At 35.3% G+C, this 20,106-nt stretch carries 15 protein-coding genes; 1 reads left to right on the forward strand and 14 read right to left on the reverse strand.

Annotated elements, in window-relative coordinates:
- Positions 1–9: 9 nt before the first annotated feature.
- The 8 genes from bshA to QL232_RS19830 form a co-directional block, all read right to left on the reverse strand.
- Positions 10–1,161 carry an N-acetyl-alpha-D-glucosaminyl L-malate synthase BshA gene (gene bshA, locus QL232_RS19795; RefSeq protein WP_281615499.1) on the reverse strand — a complete coding sequence of 384 codons (1,152 nt, stop codon included), beginning with the start codon at positions 1,159–1,161 and terminating at the stop codon, positions 10–12.
- Positions 1,162–1,185: 24 nt separating this feature from the next.
- A complete protein-coding gene (gene ytxJ, locus QL232_RS19800) occupies positions 1,186–1,509 on the reverse strand; it encodes a bacillithiol system redox-active protein YtxJ (protein ID WP_168883690.1) in 324 nt (107 codons plus the stop codon).
- A 95-nt stretch (positions 1,510–1,604) separates the two neighbouring features.
- On the reverse strand, positions 1,605–2,723 hold the full coding sequence (locus tag QL232_RS19805) for a hypothetical protein (protein WP_281615500.1): 1,119 nt from the start codon (positions 2,721–2,723) through the stop codon (positions 1,605–1,607).
- Positions 2,724–2,841: 118 nt separating this feature from the next.
- Positions 2,842–3,615 (reverse strand): LytTR family DNA-binding domain-containing protein, encoded by a 774-nt coding sequence (locus QL232_RS19810; protein ID WP_281615501.1) that lies wholly within the window; start codon positions 3,613–3,615, stop codon positions 2,842–2,844.
- Positions 3,616–3,618: 3 nt separating this feature from the next.
- Positions 3,619–4,671, reverse strand: coding sequence for a histidine kinase (locus QL232_RS19815; protein ID WP_281615502.1), 1,053 nt, complete (start codon positions 4,669–4,671; stop codon positions 3,619–3,621).
- Between the two features lie 67 nt (positions 4,672–4,738).
- The gene (locus tag QL232_RS19820; RefSeq protein WP_281615503.1) at positions 4,739–6,082 is read right to left on the reverse strand and encodes a TolC family protein; all 1,344 of its coding nucleotides are present in this window, start codon (positions 6,080–6,082) and stop codon (positions 4,739–4,741) included.
- On the reverse strand, positions 6,069–9,230 hold the full coding sequence (locus tag QL232_RS19825; RefSeq protein WP_281615504.1) for an efflux RND transporter permease subunit: 3,162 nt from the start codon (positions 9,228–9,230) through the stop codon (positions 6,069–6,071). Before QL232_RS19825 ends, QL232_RS19820 begins: the two co-directional genes overlap by 14 nt.
- Positions 9,231–9,242: 12 nt before the next feature.
- Positions 9,243–10,349: an HlyD family efflux transporter periplasmic adaptor subunit gene (locus tag QL232_RS19830; RefSeq protein ID WP_281615505.1), complete on the reverse strand. Its 1,107-nt coding sequence runs from the start codon at positions 10,347–10,349 to the stop codon at positions 9,243–9,245.
- Positions 10,350–10,649: 300 nt separating this feature from the next.
- Between QL232_RS19830 and QL232_RS19835 the strand changes: the two genes are divergently transcribed.
- Positions 10,650–11,528 (forward strand): SDR family oxidoreductase, encoded by an 879-nt coding sequence (locus tag QL232_RS19835; protein ID WP_281615506.1) that lies wholly within the window; start codon positions 10,650–10,652, stop codon positions 11,526–11,528.
- 55 nt (positions 11,529–11,583) lie between these two features.
- Here the strand turns inward: QL232_RS19835 and QL232_RS19840 are convergent, their stop codons facing one another.
- The 6 genes from QL232_RS19840 to QL232_RS19865 all read right to left on the reverse strand — a co-directional run bounded on the left by QL232_RS19840 (position 11,584) and on the right by QL232_RS19865 (position 19,801).
- Positions 11,584–12,171 (reverse strand): hypothetical protein, encoded by a 588-nt coding sequence (locus tag QL232_RS19840; RefSeq protein WP_281615507.1) that lies wholly within the window; start codon positions 12,169–12,171, stop codon positions 11,584–11,586.
- Positions 12,172–12,342: 171 nt separating this feature from the next.
- Positions 12,343–15,720 (reverse strand): preprotein translocase subunit SecA, encoded by a 3,378-nt coding sequence (gene secA / locus QL232_RS19845; protein WP_281615508.1) that lies wholly within the window; start codon positions 15,718–15,720, stop codon positions 12,343–12,345.
- Between the two features lie 222 nt (positions 15,721–15,942).
- Positions 15,943–16,497, reverse strand: a complete 555-nt coding sequence (locus QL232_RS19850) for an FKBP-type peptidyl-prolyl cis-trans isomerase (protein ID WP_168883681.1) — start codon at positions 16,495–16,497, stop codon at positions 15,943–15,945.
- A gap of 22 nt (positions 16,498–16,519) precedes the next feature.
- Positions 16,520–17,659 carry an FKBP-type peptidyl-prolyl cis-trans isomerase gene (locus tag QL232_RS19855; RefSeq protein WP_281615509.1) on the reverse strand — a complete coding sequence of 380 codons (1,140 nt, stop codon included), beginning with the start codon at positions 17,657–17,659 and terminating at the stop codon, positions 16,520–16,522.
- A gap of 176 nt (positions 17,660–17,835) precedes the next feature.
- Positions 17,836–18,768: an FKBP-type peptidyl-prolyl cis-trans isomerase gene (locus QL232_RS19860; protein ID WP_168883679.1), complete on the reverse strand. Its 933-nt coding sequence runs from the start codon at positions 18,766–18,768 to the stop codon at positions 17,836–17,838.
- A gap of 19 nt (positions 18,769–18,787) precedes the next feature.
- Entirely contained in the window at positions 18,788–19,801 is a 1,014-nt protein-coding gene (locus tag QL232_RS19865) for a bifunctional oligoribonuclease/PAP phosphatase NrnA (protein ID WP_168883678.1), read from the reverse strand.
- Positions 19,802–20,106 lie beyond the last annotated feature (305 nt).

Below are 20,106 nucleotides of genomic sequence, written 5' to 3' on the forward strand. Positions count from 1 at the left end.
AGTTCTCTCTTATCCTTTTAATTGAAACTTCTCTTTTGATTTAGCAATCGCTTCTTTGTAAATATCTTCATACAAAGGACAAACTTTTTCAATGCTAAATTGCTGTGCTTGTTTCAAAGCATTTTCTTTATAGTACGGCAAATTGGCATCATCTAGAATATGCAATGCATTTTTGGCCATATCATCAACATCTCCTACTTCAGACATCATTCCGGTTAAACCATGAATGTTTACTTCAGGAATACCTCCAGCATTCGATGAAACAACAGGAACTTGGCAAGCCATAGCTTCTAAAGCGGCTAAACCAAAACTTTCTTTTTCCGATGGCATCAGGTATAAATCTGCTACAGATAAAATTTCTTCTACCTCTGCAATTTTCCCTAAGAACCTCACATCTGCACAAGTTCTAAGTTCTGCACATTTCTCTTCTAGCTTTGCTCTTTCTGGTCCATCACCTACCATCAGAAGTTTACAAGGCATCTTCTCTCTAACTCTTTTGAATACCTCTAAAGCATCATCAGCTCTTTTCACTTCTCTCATATTGGAAACATGGACAAGAAGCTTTTCGCCATTCGGGCAAATTGCTGTTTTAAAGTGATCTTTTTTATGCTTCGTAAATCTATCCAGATCAACAAAGTTTGGAATCACTTTAATATCTTTAGTGAGATCAAAGTACTCGTAAGTTTCTTTCTTAAGGCTTTCAGAAACAGAAGTAACGCAATCTGATTCATCGATAGAAAAAGCAACTACAGGTTCAAAGCTGTCATCTTTACCTACCAATGTAACATCCGTACCATGAAGGGTCGTTACCACAGGCATATCTATTCCTTTCTTTGCTAAAATCTGCTTGGCTGTATATGCGGCAGATGCATGAGGAATAGCGTAATGAGCGTGAAGAACATCCAACTTTTCTGCAAGAGCTACTTCTACCATTTTACTTGTTAAAGCCAACTCATACGGAGGGTACTTAAACAAAGGATATGTACGGATATCCACTTTATGATAGAAAATATTCTCATCAAAAAAGTCTAACCTAGTAGGTTGGTCATAAGTAATAAAATGTACTTCATGTCCTAACTTCGAGGCTAAGTTCTTTCCTAATTCTGTTGCTACCACTCCACTACCACCGTAGGTAGGGTAACAAATGATACCGATTTTCACTATTTAATTTATTTTGTAATGAGTTTAGGCAACGACAGATGAATAATTGATCCCCATGTGAGAAGCAGTATATGCTACTTCGCCATTTTCGATCACAATTACCTGAGGAGATTCATGCTCAACACCAAATTTCTCTGCAATTGCATTTGAAATAGGTCTATATTTTATCAAATCTAAGTAATAAGGAGCAACCTTATTATCGTCTTCCCAAGAACGCTCTAAGCGGTTAAGTGCCATAGAACTAATCGAACAACGAGTAGAATGTTTTAAAATCATTACTCTTTGATTCTTAGATTCTTCTAGTATCTGGTCCAGCTGACTTATGTCAGTGAGAGGCTTCCAATTCATAACGGTCAAAAGTTCGTTTAAACAACATTCGCAATGTAGGTAAAAAAAAGAAGTAAGACAATTTAACCACCTTACTTCAACTGACATTCGTCATATTATTTCTTTGAATCTTCTTGTTTTGGAGCGTGATTGATGATTTCTTCTCTAAGTTTTCGTTTTTCAGATAATTCTTTCTCTTTTTTCTCTTCCCACATCTCCTCTCTTACTTGCCATTGTTTTACTCCTACTCTAGCAATTACTTCGTCGATCACAGAACTCCCCAACTCTTGGATTAATTTTTCATTACCTTCTTTGGTCTCTGAAAATAATATTCCTTCTATAATTTCGTAAACAACATCTTTCAATACTTCCTCATTCTTTTCTGAAGAGATATCCACAAAAAGATCGTTAATCACTTTATAAACAATGTCTGCGATGGCATCTTCCAACCTAGAGGAAGCATAAGAACCAATAACAGGTATTTTCTTTAAATCATTAATTTCCGAATTATCATTTACTGCTTCTTCAATTAATTCTGCCACATAACCTTCTAATTCTTGTTTTCGATGGGCATAAGCTTCTCTCATGGCAAACATCACCTTCCTAGATACCCATACTGATAAACTATCTTGATATGGCTTAACCACATCCTCCATAAATTTCTGATTGGCATAGCTTCCCGATTGTAGTTCGTCTTTTACTCCTTCTAATACGTTAATGACTACAGCATCTGAAATTTCTTCTACAACAATCTCCTTTACATGAAGAATAGTCCGGTATATACTCAACTCTTCTAAATTGATAATTTCATGGCTGTGCCATCTAAACAGCATAGCAAATACTCTCAATAAACGGAAAAAGTGCATACCTGGAAAACTACCAATCAAATCATAAAAATGGATAAATGGATAGAAATACCATTTTGCATATTCTTTCTCTCGATAGGCCTCTAGCCATGAAAGTGAAAATTCTAGAAGATAAAAGACCATAAAACAGATTTCGATAATATAGAAGTTATCGAAGATGTAGTCTTTGTACCATTGAGTGGGAGTCTCTGCAATTGAGTAAAGAAAGTTTCTAATGATCTCTGTCTCGAATAAAGAATTAAAAACCATCCATAAAAGATGGAAAATAATAATGTTCAAGATAACGATATCCCTAACCAAACGTTTGTATTCTAATTTGTCTAGTTTATCGTAGTTGAAATGCTTTTTTACGTTTAAGAAAACCCTCATTTAAAGAAACTTTGATATTGTCTAGCTAAAATACCAAATATTATGGATTACAGTTAGATAAGGGCAAACAGAATCGATAATAATATTTATCGACTTACATTTTCACTTTATTTTGTAGTTACTGGTTGAGCCAATCTTTAAACTTGGTTATTTTATCTGCTGGAACAAAGAGTTCTGTGGGGATTTCAGGAGTAGTAAAAACTCTCAGTTTTGTTTTAGAATACCAAGAAACACTTTCTATCGCATCAATCTGAACGATGTATTTACGATTAATTCTGAAGAATTTTTTAGGGTTTAAATTCTTCTCTACCTGATCCATTGTGTAATTGATATCATACACTTTTCCATCATTTACCTGAATAAACACTGCTTTACTCTCTGCAAAAATATAGGCAATATCTTCTACCCGAATGGATCTTAACTCATCACGGTAGCTTACCATAAAGCGTTCCTTATATTCTTGTGAAACTTGCTGAGCAACCATTTTCCCCAACAGTTCATAGTTTATGGACTCGTTGCTAGAGTTATCTGAAGCGTAGATTTTTTTAAACTTCTCAACACTTTTTTCTAGATCAGAAGCATTAATAGGCTTCAGTAAGTAGTCAATACTATTTTGCTTAAATGCCTTTATTGCATATTGATCAAAAGCAGTAGTAAAAATAATGGGAGTATCTACTTCCATCTGATCAAATACTTCAAAACTATTACCATCAGAGAGATGAATATCCATAAAAATAAGATCAACTTGCTCACCAGATTCAAAAAACTCAAGGCACTCCTCAATCGACTCTAAAATATTAATTACTTCAAAGTCTTCAACGATTTTTCCTAGCAGCATTTTAAGCTTTCTAGCACTTGGTGCTTCATCTTCAACTATCAGTACTTTATACATAGTTTATTGACTTAATAATGGTAATTCGGCAATATATTGATCTCCTTGAATAAAAAAGTTCGGAGACCTGTCTGATAATAACTTATATTTTTCCACTAGATTCTTCTGACCGGTGTGCGTTGATGTTGTATCAGGAGTATCTCTTAGTTGATAGTTATTGGCTACAACTATTCGGTCACCTTCTTGGAAAATATGTATATGCAATGGATACCTTTTTGATATTCTATTATGTTTTATCGCATTTTCGATCAAGACTTGTAACGATAAAGGAGGCAACAAATAATCATTTACAGAAGTATCTAAATCATTTTTAACACTAAAACTTTCTTCAAAACGTATTTCAAGAAGAAATAAATAGGCTTCGATAAAATCTAATTCTTGCTCTACAGGAACCAACATTTCTTCACTTATTGTAAGCACATAGCGGTATACTTTTGCAAATTCCTGTATAAACCGATCAGACTTTTCGATATCCTCATAAATCAGAGATGAAAGAACACTCAGGTTATTGAATAGAAAATGATTATCCAGTTGATTCTTTAAGGCAGAATATTTCGTCTGTAATTGTGCTTTTTCTACCTTCTCAAGGTTCAACTCCAATTCATTACGTTCTGATAATACTTCAATAAATTCTATTGCAACAATGAAAAGAATATTTTCTACCAATGGCAATGCAAATATCCCTTCAACGGGAGCATTTACTTCTTTTAGCTCTACTAACTTTTGATAAAAGCTACCACCACCAAAGATATAATGCATCAAACTAATCACTAATGAAGTAACACTAATCACTAAGATAAGATCTACTATACCTCTAATGATAAAATACCTTTTCCAGGGTAACACTTTATTCAACCTAACTACAGAAAAATGATAAAAGAAAACTGCAATGGTTGAAGAAGTAAGAACATAGGGCAATACTTCAGTAAGAAAAGAAGTCACTTTTTCTTCAGCAATATATCCACTTAAAACCAATGTAGTCATTGGAATCAGTACGATACATAAGACCGATAAAGGAATAAAAAACAGCCAAATTAAATTCTTCTTCTTTTTCATAGTTACCAAATATAAGAAATAGCCCTCAGAGCTTTAACTCCAAGGGCTTATTGTTATTGATATCTTTCTATTGTCCATTTACCTGATTCAGTAAGTCACCAGATAACTGTAAAATTGAATATTCTGCTACTTTTGCCTGATAAAGGGCATCGTTTAATCTACTCTTAGCAGTTTGTAAATTGGTTTGTGCTGTACGGAAATCAATGCTTGTTACTTGTCCTAATTCATATTGTTCTTTTGTTTGTGTAAAGTTTAACTCCGCCTGTTCCATACTTTTCGCCTCCATTTTCGCTATTTTCTGTTTATAGTCATAATCAAACCAAGCATCCATAACATCTCTCTCCAACTCTTTAGTTAACTGTAAAGTGTTTTCCTTCTGAGCAATGACATTCAGTCTTGCATTTTGTTCTGTTCTTTTCTGCTGATGGCCATTAAATACATTGAATGACATAGTAACTCCTGCTGTAAGACCTAAATTTTCATTATAAAGCACTTGGCCTGCATCATTATTCATTCTACTGTAGCCATACTGAGCATAAGTCGAAACTGTTGGAGACCTTTGCGATTTTGTGATTTTCAAATCAAGTTCTGTAATGTCTTCTTGTTTGTATTGAGCCAAAAGAGATAAATTCTCTGTCATGGCCTTATCCAACACATTTTCAGCAGTCAATCCACTCAGAAATTCAAAATCAGGGTTTACCTCATAAATAGTATTGATATCAGCACCAATAACTACATTCAGTTTTCTGATAGAATTATAATATGCTTGTTCTGTTTGAAGATAAGAAGTGCTATCACTGTTAAGATCTACTTCTGCATTCAAGACTTCTAATTTGTTAGTTTGGCCTAATAAATATCTACTATGAAGTCTTTCTAATCTTCTATTGGAAGTAACAATTGTCTCTTTGGCGATATTAAGATTTTCTTGTTCTCTTGATATATCATAAAACCCTTCCACTACTTGTAGAATAGTATTTTCTACTTCCTGTTTGAACCTCAAATCTTCTAAAGTCGCACTCTCTCTAAGTTGATTTAACGTAAACCTATTTCCATTTCCACTAAACAATACGTAGTCCATTCGAACATTTGCATCATAAGAGGTTGATGCCGCATTGTCTAAAGTCATACGGTTATCACTACCTTCTGGAGCTCCAGTATTCATAAACTCCATTTCAGTATCATTATTACTATATTCTGCTCCTGCAGTAGCTGTTACAGATGGAAGTAAACCTGCATTACCTGCAGTTGCATTATTTTCTGCTTGTTCTTTATTAACTGCAACAGCCTTTAGATTATGGTTATTGGTTAATGCCAATTGTATGGCATCATTGATACTAAATACTTCTTGAGCAGTACTATTTCCTGCTAATAGACAGAAAATTAATAAAGGGATAATATTATACTTTCTCATTTTCGTAGTCGTATGCCAGTTCTTTAATAGCTGCTTCTACAGCTTCTTGATTTACTTTTTCACCAGTTTTCAACTCTTTAAACATTACTTTCACCTGGTTGAAAATCTTGATACTAACAGGTAGTACTATCAATGTGATCAGTGTTGCACCAGCAATACCATAAGAGATAGTAATCACCATAGGAATTAGGAATTGAGCCTGTAAACTCGTTTCAAATACCATCGGGGCCATACCTGCCACAGTAGTCACTGTTGTTAATAAAATCGGACGGAATCTTGAAACACACGCATCTATAAGAGCATCATTAAATGACATACCTCTCTTGAGGTTAAGGTTGAATGCATTGATCAATACTAAAGCATCATTTACCATTACACCTAAAAGGGCAATAATTCCCATAAATGACATCATACTAATAGCAAACCCATGTAGGTAATGTGCCAAGACCACCCAAACAAAACTTAGAGGTACTAAGGCAAAAACAATAAAAGACTGACTAAAAGACCTTAGAGTAAAGACTACAATGGTGAACATTAGAATGAATACAATCGGAATCACTTTAGCAGCAGAGTTGGATACCTTTTCTTGTTCTCTTTTCTGTCCATCAAAGTCAGCTGAAACCGTTTGGTGTTCTTTTAATAAATCGGGAAGTAATTCTGTCTTGATTTTATTAAGAATATCTGGAAGTGCATCATCAGGATTTTTTAATTGGGCCGTTAATTTCATCTCCCTGTTAAAATCAATATGATTAATAGATGAATAGCCGTCTTCGATGGTGAAATTTGCGACTTCAGAAAAAGGATAGGCCGCCCCATTTGGCATACGGATCTTCATTTTTTCCAAATCTCCAAAACTATTACGGTTACTCATTTCATAGCGTACCCATACTTTCACTTCATCTTGTCCTCTCTGTACTCTTTGAATTTCATACCCAAAGAAACCTTGACGAATTTGAGAAATCACCTCTTGCTCTGTTAACCCTAATTGATAAGCTTTCTCTTTTAAAGTAATATGAATTTCACGGTTACCTGTTGGGTTATTGTCTTTGACATTTCTCAACTCAGGCATTTTCTCCATACGTAACTTCAACTCTTTCTTTACAATGGCCAACTCTTCTAGATCATCTCCTCTCAGAGAAACTACTACTGGATCTCCAAATGGAGAGAAAGAAGCAAAACTGATTGATTCAGCTCCGGGAATCTTACCAATTTCATTTTGTAAAGCGTTACTTACTTCAGCTGCAGATCCAAAACGTTGTTCTGCTCCTAATAAAGTAAGATTAAATTGTACCTGATGACCAGAACCCATGTACACCATATTTACCTTCTGAATGATGTCTTTTTCATCGGTCTGGTTTACTTTCAATTCATCATTAACGATTTCAATTGCTTTCTCTATTTGCTGAACTCCCTTTCCTGTGACTTCTTGTTGGGTACCATTCGGCATGACTAAAGTGACTGTAATGTCGTCTCCTTCAATATTCGGAAAGAAAGTGGCTGGTACTACCTTTTTAGCCATCATACCAATAGAGAAAATAAATAAGCCAACAGTAATACTTAAGGTGAATACTTTATTTCTAAGCGTAAATTCCAAAATTGGTTTATACACTTGGTCTCTAAATTTGAAAAGGTATTTATCGACCGTTTTTGTTACAATATTTGCCTCTGTTTTACCATTTTTCTTAAAGGCTTTTGAAAAAGCTAAATGAGCCGGTAGAATGATTAAACCTTCGATCAAAGAAACGAATAAGATCAACCCAACAATCCATGACATATCTTTGAAGAAGTCTCCCATTGTACCATCTAAGAAAATAAACGTAGAGAAGGCTACGATGGTAGTTAGCACAGCTGAAATCACAGCAGGTAAAACTTCCATAGTTCCATCGATTGCTGCTTGAATAGCTAGTTTACCATTTTCATAATGTTGGTAGATATTCTCTGCAACAACAATGGCATCATCCACTAATATTCCCAATACCACAATCAATGCGAACAATGAAATCATATTGATCGTAACACTAGTAAATGAGATGAGGATAAACATACCAAAGATGGAAAATGGGATCCCCAAAGCTACCCAAAAGGCAATTCTTGGATTCAAGAATAACGACAAGAATACCAAAACGAGAATAATACCTACGATACCATTTTCAATTAATAGCTCTAAACGTTGTCCTAACAAATCAGACTGATCTCTAATGATTTCTATGTGCAGCACATCATTTTGAGCATTAAATGTCTCGATATACTTATGTAATTCTTCTGCTGTTTGAAGAATATCTTCGCTAAAAGTATTATTAATCGTTACCGTAACAGCTCTTTTACCATTTAACGTCGCTCTAGCTGGAGCATCCTCCCACTGATCAACCACTTTAGCGATATCATTTAATCGAATTACACCACCATTATCAGTTTGTCTAATGATGATATGGTCCAACTCATCAGAAGTGTATCCCTTATTATTGGCTCTAATAAAAAACTCTTCCTCACCATCTTTAATACTACCACCAGTCATATCTAAGTTGGCTCCTTGAACTGCTAATGCCACTTCTTCAAAAGTCATATTGTAGCTTTCAAGGGCATCTTCATTGAGTAATACTGCGATCTCTTCATTAGGGAATCCTGATAATTCAATCTTCGAAATACCTTTTTTGGCGAGTAGGTCTTTTTCAACTTTTCTTGCCGTTTCTTTTAGTGATTTCAGAGAAACTCCTTCCCCTGTAATACCAAACATAAAGCTAAAATTAGAGTCCTCATGTTTTGAGGATACCACAGACTCCACACCGACTGGAAAAGAAGGAATACCTTCTACCACATTTTTTACTCTAGTCAATGCTTCATCCATGTCAGTTCCCTTAAACATTTCAAGGGTAATCTTACCAACATTTTCTTGTGCATAAGAAGTAATCTGATCCAAACCTTCTAAACCTTTCAGTTCTTCTTCGATTTTAAGAATCACACCTTCCTCTATTTCTTCAGCTGATGAACCTGGGTATACCACATCCACATAAATAAAACGTTGAGGAGCATTAGGCATAAATGTACTGGTCATATTAGACGTAGTCATAAATCCAAGAACCAGTATTAACACCATCACTAAGTTGACAGCTACCGGAAATTTGATAAAATAGGATATTAACTTTTTCATGAATCAGCCCGCTTAGTTCAATACTTGTACTTTCATTCCTTCATATGGATTTTTGATGTTAGTCATCAATACCGCTGCATCTGTCGGAACACCTTTAACAATAGCATCAGATTTGAAGGTTTCCATTACTTCTATTTCTTGTAATGCAAGCCTATTGTCCTTAATCACATAGATTTTATTACCATCAAATATTAGTTTTCGAGGGATTTGAACTGCTTCTTTAAATGCTTCACTATTTACCTGAGCCGTTAAAAACATTCCTTCTTTTAATGTTTTACCCGACGTCTGTATATATACTTTTACACTTTGTGAGTTGGCATCTAAGGTATTACCAATTCGAATTACAGTTCCAGTCCATTCGTTTTCTAATTCAGAAGAGAATAATCTTACTTTATTACCAATCTTAAAATGTTCGATATCTTTTAAAGGTGCTGTTACTTCTAATTCATAAGATGAAAGATTAACCATTTCTCCTAATTCCTGACCTGCTCTAACTGCAGTACCCGCTTCAATATCACTTTTAGAAATCACCCCACTAAATGGTGCGTAGATAGTATATTTACTCAGTTTTTCTTCCGACGATTTGATTGTATAATACGAGCTATAAATCCCATTACCTGCGATAAAGTACTTTTCCTTTTCTGTTTTAGGTTCAGGTAAAGGCTGTAATGATTTATTAATATCAAGATTTTCTAAATATTGATTCCAAGCTGGGTAGCTTTCTGTGAAGTCTTGTTTCAGGTCTGGTAAGATAGCTGTTAGACTTGTCATGAAATTACTTTTATCGGCCAGTAATGTCATGTAACGTTCCTGCTGATCTATTTGTAAAAGTATTTGACCTTTCTTATAGTAATTCCCTTCTCTAAATTTTTTTGCTGAGGGTAATAAGCGGCCTTCTACTTCTGCATAAATTTCATATCTATCTTTTGCTCTTAACTTTCCTGTTACTTCAATTGTATTTTGAAGCGTTTTAAGTTTTGCGTAATCCACCTCAACTGCTAAGATACTTTTATCTTCTATCGGTTTTTCAGCAGGTTTTTCTGGCAATGCACTCACTGCGAATACTGCGATAATTATCACAAGAGGACTTAGGATTAGGTATATATATTTGCTTTTCATCGTTTTGATAAGTTTATGAATGATGACGATGACACAAACATCCTGATTCTATACCTCTATATAAATTAAAGAGTGACGAAGCCTGAAAAATCAAGGATGAACCTTGAATATTAGAGATGAACCGAAAACCAAATTTGAGATTATTAGTTAGTAGAAAATGAATTAGTATAAGCTTCGTTAATGAAAAAGTATTTTATACACTTATTTTTTATCATTTTCTATGTATTCAAATTGAATACTCATTATATTAGTTTACAATTACAGTCACTTTACAAATTAGAGTAATAACCGACCATTAACATGTATAATAAACCAATGCTAAGAGACAATGCCCTAGAAGGGAATCATTTTGTAGTTACTGGAGGTGCTACAGGTCTTGGCAAATCAATGACTAAATATTTTCTTGAACTCGGAGCTAACGTGACCATCTGTAGTAGAAAAGAAGATAAACTTTTAGCTGCAGCAGATGAATTGGAGGAACAAACTGGAAAACGTCCATTTTACGTGGTTTGTGATGTCAGAAAATACGATCAAGTAGAAAATGTGATCAAAGAGGCTACAGCAAAACATGGTAAAATTACGGGCTTATTAAACAACGCCGCAGGAAACTTTATCAGTCCAACTGAAAGATTAAGTCATAAGGCATTTGACACTATTGTGGATATCGTTCTAAAAGGTTCCTATTATTTCACCTTAGCTATGGGCAAACATTGGATTGCTAATGGTATAAAAGGTGTAATGCTTAATATAGTGACCACTTATGCCTCTACAGGTTCTGGATATGTTGTTCCTTCGGCAAGTGCTAAAGCAGGAGTATTAGCAATGACAAGATCATTAGCGGTCGAATGGGCAAAATATGGGATCCGTTCCAATGCTATCGCTCCTGGCCCTTTCCCTACAAAAGGAGCATGGGACAGACTATTCCCTGAAAACCTTCGCGCTCAATTTGACGAAGCCGGAAAAGTTCCTGTAGGCCGTGTTGGGGAACATCAAGAGTTAGCGAATCTTGCTGCTTATTTAATGTCAGATTTCTCCGCATATATGAACGGTGAAGTAGTAACAATCGATGGAGGCGAATGGCTTAAAGGTGCTGGAGAGTTTAACCATCTCGATGCAATACCATCACCTCTTTGGGATGATATCGCAAAAGCAATTAAGACAAATACAAAAGCAAAATAAAAAAAGGCCATTCTACTAAATATAGAATGGCCTTTTTCATTAACGATAAAAGTGATTATTCTCCACTTTCATCTGTTTCTGAAACACCAAATTCAGCGGCTTCTTTTGCTGAAGACGCTTCTTTAATTCTTCTTGATACCTCATTTACATCCATCTTCTCTTGTAAGACAAATGCTTGTCTGTATTTTTTCTTGATCTTAGTATGCTCACCATACGCTGTTAAGCGATCAAAGTAATATCCTGCTCTAACTTTATAATTGGGTTGGTCATATACCAGGTCAACTTCGTAGTTACCAAATCTTTCTTTTAGGTTATAAACCACACCTTCGGCTCTAGCTCTATCGCTACCAGAGTAAACTAAAATTCTATATACAGAAATACCACCAAGATCTCTAGAAGATAGATCTGCTAAGATTTGGTCTACTTTATCATTGTCATAGTTTTCCGGAATACCATTACCCGCTGTTACTTCTTCCTCTACTTCAGAAGGTTTAGTCATATCTTCTTGATCAGGTTGAGGCATATATGCAGATAAATCTGTATCAATTAGGTCTACAGATGCTTTTGTAGTGGTTTGTGAAGGCTTACAAGCAAAAGTGCCTAAGAAAAGTCCTATTAATGTAAATCGTAAGAGTAACTTCATAAAAATATTTATCCTTAATTATGATGTTTTCAAAGTTAATGAATTAATCTCAGTAAGAAATAAAGATAATCACAATATGATACGATCTCTTTGATTTTTTCACAAAAAGAAAAAGGGTATCTCTGAAATCATCAGAAATACCCTCAAATGTATTTTTAGTGATGCATCTAATTATCCTTCAAGGATCACACAAGCACCATTAGTAATATCATTTTCAACAGACTTGTACTTAACACCTTCTTTTACAGTACCGTCTTGATATTTCACAGTCACTCTATCATTTCTTTGATATGTTTTGTCACTGTGACGAGGCTTAACCACCTCTACAGGAGCCTTTGGAGCTTCTGGAAGATCAGCACTTTGTGGAGCTGAATCATTGCCTAATGCCGAACCTGCTTCAGCTTTAGAAGCTGTTACTTTTGGTTCCGGTCTTTTTGGCATTGGAGGAGGTGCAGGCATTGGAGGTTGCTCTTGTACAGGAATACGAGCTTTCGATAAGAAACCAATGATCTCATCGTTCACTTCTGCTACAAATGACTTGAACAATTCAAACGATTCGAATTTGTAGATCAATAATGGATCTTTTTGTTCGTGAACCGCATTTTGAACTTGTTGTTTCAACTCATCCATTTCGCGTAAGTGCTCTTTCCATAAATGGTCAATTACTGCAAGTGTCGCATTTTGAGCCAATACAGATGCTACTTCCTCACCATCATTTTCTAGAGCTTTATCAAGATTTACGTTGATTTGGAACATTCTATGACCATCTGTAAATGGCATAACAATGTTTTCAACAACACCACCTTTCTCCGCTTTCACCTTTTCGAAAATAGGTTTTGCTTGAGTCCAAATAGCTTCATTTTTCGCCTTGTAATGCGTTAAAGCTTCTTTGTATAACTCTTGTGTAAGGTGTGCTTCATTTAACTGATGGAAGCCTTCTTCTTTTATCGCTGTTGATACACCTAAGATTTTCAATGCATCTAACTTGAAACCTTCGTAGTTACCTACATGAGTTTCTGAAATATTTGAAGCTACATCAAAGAATGTATTCATGATATCTACCTGTAGACGCTCACCTGATAAGGCATTACGACGACGACGATAGATTACTTCTCTTTGGTAGTTCATAACGTCATCATACTCAAGAAGACGCTTACGAATAGCAAAGTTATTTTCTTCTACTTTACGTTGTGCTCTTTCGATAGACTTTGTAATCATTGAGTGCTGAATTACTTCACCCTCTTCTAATCCTAATCTATCCATTACTGCTGCGATACGGTCTGAACCGAATAAACGCATCAAGTTATCTTCTAATGAAACGAAGAACTGAGACGATCCTGGATCACCTTGACGACCAGAACGACCTCTTAACTGACGGTCTACACGACGAGATTCATGACGAGATGTACCAATAATTGCTAAACCACCAGCTTCTTTTACTTCTACTGGCAACTTAATATCGGTACCACGACCAGCCATGTTGGTTGCAATAGTTACTGCACCTTTCTGACCAGCTAAAGCAACTACTTCTGCTTCTCTACCATGCTGTTTCGCGTTTAGTACTTGGTGATTGATACCTCTAAGCTTCAACATACGGCTCATTAACTCTGAGTTTTCTACTGAAGTAGTACCTACCAATACAGGACGCCCTTGATCTACTAATCGTTTACATTCTTCTGCAACTGCATTGAATTTCTCACGAACAGTTTTGTAAACAAAATCCTCACGGTCATCTCTAACTATTGGGCGGTGTGTAGGAACTTGAATTACATCTAATTCATAGATCTCCCAAAACTCCCCAGCTTCTGTAATTGCTGTACCCGTCATACCAGTTAATTTATGGTACATACGGAAGTAGTTCTGAAGCGTTACTGTTGCATAAGTTTGTGTAGCATCTTCGATCTTCACGTTTTCTTTCGCTTCTAATGCCTGGTGTAAGCCATCAGAGTAACGACGTCCTTCCATTACACGACCAGTCTGCTCATCCACAATCTTCACTTTATTATCCACTAAGATGTAATCTACATCCTTCTCGAATAGAGTGTAAGCTTTTAATAATTGCTTCATTAAGTGGATACGCTGAGATTTAGTATCGAACTCAGCAATTAAAGCATCTTTAGCTTCAATTTTTTGCTCATCCGTCATCTCAGGGTCATTTTCGATTTTACCAATACCTGTAGCAAGGTCAGGTAAAACGAAAAAGTCAGGTGAGTTATGTCCTGTTACCGTTTTAATACCGTTTTCAGTTAACTCAACGCTGTTATTTTTTTCTTCGATTACAAACAATAATGGCTCATCAGCTTCAGGCATACGGCGGTTATTATCCTGCATGTATTCACCTTCTACTTTTTGCAATAATTGCTTCATTCCTTCCTCACCTAAGAATTTGATCAAAGGTTTATATTTAGGAAGTGATCTATGTACTCTTAGTAATTGAAGTCCACCTTCGACTTTATCACCAGACTTAATTAATTTCTTTGCCTCGTTCAGCATCTTCTGAGCCATCTTACGTTGCTCATCAACCAATACTTGAACTTTAGGACGTAATTCACCAAACTCTTCTTGTTGATCTCCTTTTGGTACTGGACCAGAAATAATCAATGGTGTACGAGCATCATCAATCAATACTGAGTCAACCTCATCAATCATAGCAAAGTGATGTTCTCTTTGTACAAGATCATTCTTATCTCTTGCCATGTTATCTCTTAGGTAATCAAAACCGAATTCGTTGTTTGTACCGTAAGTGATATCTGCTCTATAAGCTTCTCTACGAGAATCTGAGTTGGGTTGGTGCTTGTCGATACAATCTACAGACAGGCCGTGGAACTGGAATAATGGAGCATTCCATTCCGAGTCACGCTTTGCCAAGTAGTCGTTTACTGTTACAACATGTACACCTCTTTTTGCTAAAGCATTTAAGTAAGCTGGCAATGTACCTACAAGGGTTTTACCCTCACCAGTCATCATCTCACCTACCTTACCTTGGTGTAAGAAAATACCGCCTAATAATTGTACATCGTAGTGGATCATATTCCATTCTACTTCACTACCAGCAGCTAGCCACTTGTTTGCCCAAGTTGCTTGATCTCCTTCAATAGTTACATTACCATATTTAGCCGCCATTTCGCGGTCATAATCTGTAGCAGTAACTACTAATTGTCTATTTTCTGTATATCTTCTACCTGTTTCTTTTGTAACAGCAAAAGCCTGAGGAAGAATATCCATTAGAATTTCTTCTAATTTCTCGTTACGATCCTTCTTCAGTTTATCAATTTCTTTAAACGTTTTGTCTTTGAACGCAAGGTCTAATTTATGATCATTTTCAACAGCATCTTTCAATTCTTGAATTTGATCATCAATGCCTTTTAAACCATTTTCAATGTAATCAATAAAGTATGCAGTTTTACCTCTTAACTCATCGTCTGAAATACTTTTGAGTTTCTGATATTCTGCGTCTATTTTAGCTAAATAGGGTCTAATTTCTTTTAGGTCTCTTTCGGACTTTGTTCCAAATACCTTTGAAAATAATTTGGTTATTGAACCTAACATATATTGTTTTTAAATGATGTTTGATCTTTCTATGAATAGATTATCTATCGACAGTAAATCTGCCCAGATAATCTGAACAAATTTAGTTTTTTTCAACGACTTTCAATAGATACTAGTTAGAAGTTATACGTTATTATTCACATTTTTTTTTTGGAATAAAAAAAACCGTAGAAAAAATTAAATTTTTCTACGGTTTTCATCATTTGAAGGTCTTGAACACCACTATTGCTCGTCGGTGGTCCAAAGACTATCAATTTGAATATTGAATACTAAAGATGAATTTGGTGGGATCGACGGAGGGTTTCCAGTCGCTCCATATCCATATTTAGATGGAATTACAACTCTTGCAATTTCATGTTCATGCATTTCGAACAATGCAATATTCCAACCTTCGATCACAGACGTTTTTCCCAATACTAGTTCAAATGGATCTTCTAATAATACATTACTATCAAAAGGAACAGCTTCAGGCCCCATTACCCAACCAGTATAAGTAATGTGCATTGAATCACCATAACTGATTTTACGGTCAGTGTCTATCGGCTGACCATTTGTTGTACCTGTCGTTGTCATATAAACACCGAACTTGTAGTATTGCTCAATATCAGCTTCTGTATCAGCTACAAAAACACTATCTGCAATAATGTATTGTTGAATTAAATAATCCTCTGCAGCATCAGGGTCTATTTCTTCCAATACCTCACTACTTTGAGTACATGAAAAAACTGAGAACACTGCTACTAGCAGCCATAAAAAGTGTCGAATGCGGATATGCATAGTATGAACTGTATAAATTATTTTATTGTTCGTCTTTCTTGATTTCCATTGTAAATACTAATGTTTTGAATGGACGAATTGTCTTGAACAAATCAAAAGTATTTGGATTATCACCTGTTTCCCAATAAGCAACATGAGAAGGCATCACAAAGATAGCTTTTTCTCCAACTTTCATTGATCTTAAAGCTTTATACCAACCATTAATTACTTGAGTAGAGGCATTTTTTTCTGATGCATCTTGGCTGTTTGAGTAAACTACTACTTGTAAAGCATCTGGCATAGAGCCATCTTTTTCAGTAATGTTATCATCAAACACTAAAGTTGCCTTAGCTCGTTCTGAACTAGAACCTAAGTTCGCAAACTTACCTTCATAACGTACTTTTACAGTGTCACCAACAGCAATTAAATCGCCTTCACCTTCAGTGATTGTATGTTTTACAATGTAATCGTTTAAGATAAGATCTTGACCTTCTCCATAGAAATCTGTTGCCACAACAGAAGTACTATCCATCAAGCCTTGTTCAGCACTTACAAAACCATCAATTGAATCTGCAGCATATTGTAATGCTAATGCTTTCTCATATTCTGCTTGAGATCTAGCATCTCTTACATCAACAATTTTTAAGTCTTCTGCAGTAACAATGTCATTGAACTCTAATCCAATACCACTAGATGCAGTACCACCAAAAGCTAAGTAAGAAGGAATATATACTCTCTCTGCCACAGGACCTCTTTGCATGTTGATTAATGCATCTAGGTAACCTAAACAGATTGCTCCTCTACGAACTGCAAAAGTATATAATGAATCTTTTAAAAATACTTGAGTAACTAACTCATCAGGATTACTACCAATTTGTTCGTTATCAATTAGAGATTGATCGAACTTGCGAAGATCCAATGTACTTTGGATGATTCTAACATCATTGTCTTCAGGTTCACCTGGAAGAGGTGTGATCACATCTGGAGGAGTAATATACACTCCGTAACCTTGCCCTAAAGTTGATGTTTTGTAATAATCAATGTTGTTGCTATTTAGGTAAGTTTCTAGCGTTTCAGTGTCTTGAGCTACGTAATCCACAATATCGTCATGCATACAACCTGAAAGGCCTAATGCAAGCCCTAATGACGCAACCCATTTGAAAAATTTGTAAGTATTGTTCATAAGATAAGTAGGTTTAATTTAATTAGATTTACGCGATTTCACATTGAGAAAATAACGGTAAACTTATTCAACACAGTAAATTTACTTCAGAATAACAAAGTAAACTTACTGTGTTTGAATATATTATTAATTTAAGAGGTAATGATTGTCAACGATCAAAACCTACTTAACAACTACTATTTTGAAGCAGGAGTATTAAAGTCGATCAACTCTACATCAAATACTAATACAGAGTTAGCAGGGATATCAGTACCCATTGCTCTTGGACCATAACCCAATGCTGAAGGAATGAATAAAGTTGCCTTAGCACCTTTATTTAATAATTGAATACCTTCATCCCATCCTTGGATTACTCTACCTTGACCCAATGGGAAGCTAAATGGTTGTCCTCTATCTACTGAAGAGTCAAATTTATTTCCATTTAATAAAGTACCAGTGTAATGAACTTGTACTTCAGCACCTACTGCAGGGTTAGTACCTTTACCTTCTTTAGTAATCACATAGTATAAACCTGATTCAGTTTTTTCAGCACCTGTGATACCTTTTTCAGTTAAGTATTCTTGGATTAATTTATCATCAATCTCGATATATTTTTCAGCATCTGCTTCCATTTGCTTACGCATCTCTTCTTGACGCTCTTGCATAACAGTTGTATACTCTTCTCTTGATAAGTATAACTTAGCAGCTCTAACACCAATTTTAACTTGTTCCGTTGGATCTTTAACGAATGGAGGTAACATCTGACCGAAGAATTCGCTTGCTACGATTTCCATTTCAGCACTATCACCTTCGTTAATCATTCTCAACATCTCAATCATAGGGTCGATTTTTTGACCTTCAGCAATAGCCTTGTCAAACACTGAATCTGGAGGTAACATAAACATTTCGTACTCTCCTCTACCCATTTGAGTGTTTTCGAATAAAGTTGAATCGTTTGCGTTGGAAATTCTAAAAGAAAATTCAAGGATATTATTTTCTTGAGCTTTTTGTCCACTTCCTGACTCTACAACAGAAAATTTCTTACCTGATGGAGTAGTCATTTCTTTTTTGCCACAAGCAACGGCACCAAACATTAGTGCTGCTAAGGCAACTTTTTTTGTGATTTGCATATTTAGTTTATAATAAATTCTATTTCAATTTCTCTTCGAGTACCTTCTTAAATTTAGCGACAGCTTCTTCGATAGTAATACCATCTACTCTACCTCCTGCTGCATTTTTATGGCCTCCACCATTAAAGTGCTCAGAAGCTAAATCAGCAACAGAAAAATCACCCAATGAACGGAAGGAAATTTTCACACCATCACGTTCGTCTTTTTCTTTAAAAATTGCTGCGATTTTAATACCGTTTACTGAAAGAGCATAGTTTACTAATCCTTCTGTATCACCAGACTGAAGTTTGTACTCTTCTCTGTCATCTTGTGAAACCGTGAAGATACCTGTGTTTAGTTCTGGCCAGAATGTAAGATTTTCTTTTAGGCAATGACCTAAAAATCTCAGACGAGTTTCTGTATTATTATCGTAGATCAGATTATACAAACGAGCTGTATCTAAACCTGTATCTTTTAATGCTGCTGCGATTCTTAATGTTCTGCTTGATACACTTGGGTATTTAAAAGAACCAGTATCTGTTACAATACCTGCATAAAGGCAAGCTGCAATTCTCTGATCGATACGCTGAGTACCTTCATCTAAATCAATGAATTCGTATACCAATTGTGCTGCTGCTGCTGCATCAATATCCCATAGCTCATAGTCAGCAAACTCTTGTCTGCCTCTATGGTGGTCAATCATTACAATAGCTTTGCTACTTAGCTGCTTTTCTACCATTGGACCTAACTCATCAATTCTACTTAAAGCAGAAAAGTCAACGCAAAAAATTGCATCGGCTTCATCCAATAATTGTTCAGCTTTTTCAGGGTTATCTTTATCATACACTTCTACTTCCTCATGCCCAGGCATCCAATGTAAGAAAGAAGGATAGTCGTTAGGTGATAACACTGTTGTTTTATGTTCTGATTTTCTAAGGTACCATGATAAACCTAAGGCCGAACCAATCGCATCTGCATCGGGCTTAGTGTGTGGTATAATGACCACTTTTCTTGGTTCCTCTAGAAACTCCTTTAACGTATTAAAGTTATGCATAAGTCAATAATGTCACTGTACCCACTGCTCAAAACAAAATGCAATAAGAAGTGTGTACCTTCATCTAGAATGATCTCCTCAGAAAAGAGACTAGTGCACAAAAGTCTTAAAAAATGTATTCTTAATCAATTTATTATCAATTATCTATAATAATTCTGTTTAAATCTCAACAACAAACAATAATAACAAATTGAATATCAATATTTTAAATATATAAAATCAATGTAATTTCAATAGTTAAAATACCCTTCATAACGTTGAAATCCTTAAAATTTATAGGATATATCCTATTTGAATAAAATCTA

Origin of the sequence: Flammeovirga sp. SubArs3, assembly GCF_947387565.1 — a bacterium.
GTDB classification, from domain to species: Bacteria; Bacteroidota; Bacteroidia; order Cytophagales; family Flammeovirgaceae; genus Flammeovirga; species Flammeovirga agarivorans.